Genomic DNA, 4605 nt, shown 5'->3' on the forward strand with positions numbered 1-4605 from the left:
ATAAGTTGGAGTCATTACCCATGCTGAGATTCCAGTTAACCTTTAGTAGTTCCTGAACAAAATCAGCAGTTTTCACAACCCTGCGGCCTGACCTTTCATGCACTATTGCTGACCGGAAGGCCAGCTCCATATCTGAGCGACGCGGCATGGAGTCACCTCAAAACGCATGCTGTATGCATATACAGTGCCTCTTATTCTGATAGTCGATCAAGTTGTCTGTTGGTGCTAAACTTCTGCCTTCTCAGAATTGACTGATTTTTCTAATGTTAAAACTTTTTGCTAAGTACACATCGATTGGCGTTTTAAACACGCTCATTCACTGGGTTGTGTTTGGTGTTTGCGTGTATGGACTATCCACAAGCCAGGCATTGGCGAACTTTGCAGGTTTCGTGGTAGCCGTCAGTTTTAGTTTTTACGCTAACGCACGTTTCACATTCAAAGCATCCACTTCGACGCTACGGTACATACTCTATGTTGGCTTCATGGGAACTCTGAGCGCTGCCGTGGGTTGGGCTGCTGACAAATGCGGGTTGCCTCCCATTATCACGCTTGTTGCGTTCTCAGCAATCAGTCTTGTTTGCGGTTTTTTCTACTCAAAATTCATTGTTTTTAGGGAAGCGAAATGAAGATTTCTTTAGTCGTTCCGGTCTTCAACGAAGAGGTCACGATACCAATTTTCTATAAAATGGTGCGGGATTTCGAAGAGTTAAAGAAATACGAGGTTGAGATCGTTTTTATTAATGATGGCAGCAAAGACGGAACTGAGTCCATTATTAATTCCATAGCTTCGTGGGACCCACTAGTCCAGGCTCTGTCATTCACCCGCAACTTCGGTAAAGAACCGGCACTGTTTGCAGGCCTTGAGCATGCCACTGGCGATGCTGTAATACCGATTGATGTTGACCTTCAGGATCCGATTGAAGTTATTCCTCATCTGATTGAGAAGTGGAAATCAGGTGCCGACATGGTTCTGGCAAAACGCTCAGATCGTTCAACAGATAGCCATCTCAAGCGCAAGTCAGCTGAATGGTTCTATAAACTGCATAACAAAATTAGCTATCCAAAAATTGAAGAGAATGTGGGTGATTTTAGGCTAATGTCCCGTGAAGTTGTAGACAATATTAAACTCATGCCTGAGAGGAATCTTTTTATGAAAGGGGTACTGAGTTGGGTTGGCGGCACGACTGATGTTGTAGAGTACGCTCGTGCAGAACGTGTAGCAGGTGATTCCAAGTTTAATGGATGGAAACTTTGGAACCTTGCTTTAGAAGGGATAACGAGCTTTTCAACATTTCCGCTGCGTATGTGGACATACATTGGTTTGTTCGTGGCAGGAATAGCATTTTTATATGGCACATGGATGATTTTTGATACATTCGCCTTCGGTAACCCAGTTCGTGGATACCCATCACTTTTGGTATCTATATTATTTCTAGGCGGAATTCAACTGATTGGCATTGGTGTCCTTGGCGAGTACATAGGAAGAATATATGTTGAAACAAAATCCAGACCTAAATACATACTGAAAAAATGGAAAAGCCACAAATGAATAACAAACAATTAAACAAATATATTACAAGTGCTATTGGTTTAGTTGCTGTTTTTATTTGTTTTTATATATCGTGGATGCCAGTCTTTCACCATGACAGCTGGTCAGGCCACGATTATTTATTTCATATTAATAGAGTGTTATCCTCAGTCAATGGATTAAAGAATGGTCAATTAATCCCATATTATGACGTTGATTATAAAAATCACCCTGGGTATGGGAGCAATTTATTTTATCCACCATTAGCAAATTTATTAGGTTCTATATTTTTTTATATAAGCCACGATTTCAATGTTACCGTTAAGTTATTAGCGATATTCATTGCGATATCGTCATTTCTTACATCCTACTTCGTTTTAATTAGAATAAATGGAAATAAATTATTATCAGCACTTTATTCATTGTGCTTTTCATGCTCAATCTATATGGTTGATAATATTTTCATAAGGTCATCTTACCCAGAAGCAATGGCAATATGCGCCATTCCGTTATTTTTATATGGCCTAGGATATGCATCAAGCCGAGAATCAATATTCTTTTTAGTTTCTGCGAATATTATTTTTATTTTATCCAATATCCCTGCAACTTTATGTTCTGGGGTTGTATTTATCATATATTACTCCCTAAATAGACGAAGATTAGTTCAGTATGTTGTTAGCGTTTGTATATCAATACTATTATGTAGTTGGTATGTATTCCCATTGATATATTCAACACATGGTGAGTCATTTACTATGTTAGATCGTGACTGGTTCCCAACAATGTCGCAAAAATATATATCACTTTATGATCTTATTTCTGGAGAAATGATAAAATCGGGCCCCCTAAAGGGAATGGCATTAGGGGTTGGGCTGCCAATTACCATTGCATTTATATGGAACTTTGCGACAGATCACAATAAAAAGAAACATGATTACCTGCTTGTTTCAATTATATTACTAATCATTTGTGGTGGCATTAATTTTGGTTTTCTAGGTGGCGTATTTACACATTTATCAAAAATTCAATTTACTTGGCGCTTTATTCCATTTCTACTATTTAGTATTTTAATTATTCTCCATTCATCGGGAAGAATTAAATTAAAATATACGATGTTAATTTTCACATCAACATGTTTGATGACTAGTGCGATTACTGTACCTAAAAAAAGCAGCAACAAACTCACAATTGATATTGCCACCAGTGCAAATTATAAAGATTATGTTCTATCAAATGCACCAGAGCTTGGTGACTGGATTAAAGGATTAAAATGCGATAATGGGATGTCATACGCTTTCTCACGAACCTTAGGTTCAAATGGGCTACCTGTTTTCAAATTTAGTATTCCAACAAAAACTACTTGCAGCATACCTTTTATGTCTTATAAATCATTAGAGTTAGATGGGGCAAAAAGATATTCGAGAGAGGGTTATTTCAAAGCGGAATTGAATAAAGGTAATTACATTATACGTATTGACACAACTTATAGGTTCAAACAGATCGTATTAATCTCTTTCATAGTATCAATATGCACAACACTTACCATATTGTTATTTGCTTTAAAAAGGAAATGAAAATGATTAACAATAAACGTGAATTTTCAGCCACTTTTGTTTTCTTCGTGATAATGGCAGCTATAATTTATTTTCTTACTGATAGATATCTATTTGTAGAAGCAGACGTTGCAAACAGTCCTTTAGTACTAAGGGAGTTTGCTTTGCATGGGATTTCAGTTTTGAAGGATTGGACACCCACTGTCGACAGTTGGTACTTTACAATATATCCTGTTCATTGGGTTATTTTTAAAATTGCTGGAAGTGATGGCCTTGTTCCGATAACAATAGGAACAGCTATTTTTTCTTTTGCTATTTCTGTCGTCGCATTCTTAATAGCAAGAAAATATACTAATATTATGGTTGCTGCGATTTCATCGCTGGCAATTACTCTGCTACCTGCCTACACATTTACTTATGGCTTTGCCGCACATGCCTTTTCCCATAACTCCACAAACGCTTTCGGGGTTATGGCATTTATTTTTGCATTATTTTCCGTACATAATAGATCTATAACCTTGATGCTGGCATCTTCATTTTTATGTCTGCTTTCATCATTGTCTGACCCATGGTTTATCGCATCGTTCTACCTACCATTAATAATCTCCGTACTCATTCTTACATATTAAGATAGAAAAATAGCAATATTATCAATCCCACTTATTTTCGGATTTGCCGTTTATTTTTCCGGGTTTATTCAGAACTACTTCTCCATTCCTATTCATCACATTGAACTAATCCCAGTTGCTGAGTGGGCACATAACTTATGGTGGTCGATATTAATTATCGGTCGAATGCTAAATGTATTTTTCATTGATAACGACCTTGCTTACATATCTTCATTTTTAGTTGCTGTTGCAGTTTCTTTGTTAATGCTTTTTAAAATAAAAAAATTTAGTTTGGAAATTCAGTTTGCTGTAATAACCCGGTGATGCTGCCAACTTACTGATTTAGTGTATGATGGTGTTTTTGAGGTGCTCCAGTGGCTTCTGTTTCTATCAGCTGTCCCTCCTGTTCAGCTACTGACGGGGTGGTGCGTAACGGCAAAAGCACCGCCGGACATCAGCGCTATCTCTGCTCTCACTGCCGTAAAACATGGCAACTGCAGTTCACTTACACCGCTTCTCAACCCGGTACGCACCAGAAAATCATTGATATGGCCATGAATGGCGTTGGATGCCGGGCAACTGCCCGCATTATAGGCGTTGGCCTCAACACGATTTTACGTCACTTAAAAAACTCAGGCCGCAGTCGGTAACCTCGCGCATACAGCCGGGCAGTGACGTCATCGTCTGCGCGGAAATGGACGAACAGTGGGGCTATGTCGGGGCTAAATCGCGCCAGCGCTGGCTGTTTTACGCGTATGACAGGCTCCGGAAGACGGTTGTTGCGCACGTATTCGGTGAACGCACTATGGCGACGCTGGGGCGTCTTATGAGCCTGCTGTCACCCTTTGACTTGGTGATATGGATGACGGATGGCTGGCCGCTGTATGAATCCCGCCTGAAGGGAAAGCTGCACGTA

4 protein-coding genes and 1 pseudogene are annotated in these 4605 nt (G+C 39.2%); all 5 read left to right on the forward strand.

The genetic code is table 11. The annotated features are described in order from the left end of the window. Positions 1-263: 263 nt before the first annotated feature. Positions 264-626: a GtrA family protein gene (locus C5687_RS23455; RefSeq protein ID WP_075184131.1), complete on the forward strand. Its 363-nt coding sequence runs from the start codon at positions 264-266 to the stop codon at positions 624-626. Beyond that, the gene (locus tag C5687_RS23460; RefSeq protein WP_075184130.1) at positions 623-1549 is read left to right on the forward strand and encodes a glycosyltransferase family 2 protein; all 927 of its coding nucleotides are present in this window, start codon (positions 623-625) and stop codon (positions 1547-1549) included. Before C5687_RS23455 ends, C5687_RS23460 begins: the two co-directional genes overlap by 4 nt. Continuing rightward, the gene (locus C5687_RS24685; protein ID WP_131824859.1) at positions 1546-3102 is read left to right on the forward strand and encodes a glycosyltransferase family protein; all 1557 of its coding nucleotides are present in this window, start codon (positions 1546-1548) and stop codon (positions 3100-3102) included. Before C5687_RS23460 ends, C5687_RS24685 begins: the two co-directional genes overlap by 4 nt. 2 nt (positions 3103-3104) lie before the next feature. Continuing rightward, a complete protein-coding gene (locus C5687_RS23470) occupies positions 3105-3710 on the forward strand; it encodes a hypothetical protein (RefSeq protein WP_104558151.1) in 606 nt (201 codons plus the stop codon). 353 nt (positions 3711-4063) lie between these two features. Next, positions 4064-4605, forward strand: a pseudogene (locus C5687_RS23480) (IS1 family transposase); the annotation flags it as partial.

The sequence above is a fragment of the Enterobacter sichuanensis genome, assembly GCF_002939185.1.
GTDB lineage: Bacteria > Pseudomonadota > Gammaproteobacteria > Enterobacterales > Enterobacteriaceae > Enterobacter > Enterobacter sichuanensis.

Excerpts from the sequence above, each read along its gene's own strand:
- C5687_RS23455 (WP_075184131.1), top strand. The coding sequence starts at position 264 with ATGTTAAAACTTTTTGCTAAGTACACATCGATTGGCGTTTTAAACACG.
- C5687_RS23460 (WP_075184130.1), top strand. The coding sequence starts at position 623 with ATGAAGATTTCTTTAGTCGTTCCGGTCTTCAACGAAGAGGTCACGATA.
- C5687_RS24685 (WP_131824859.1), top strand. The coding sequence starts at position 1,546 with ATGAATAACAAACAATTAAACAAATATATTACAAGTGCTATTGGTTTA.
- C5687_RS23470 (WP_104558151.1), top strand. The coding sequence starts at position 3,105 with ATGATTAACAATAAACGTGAATTTTCAGCCACTTTTGTTTTCTTCGTG.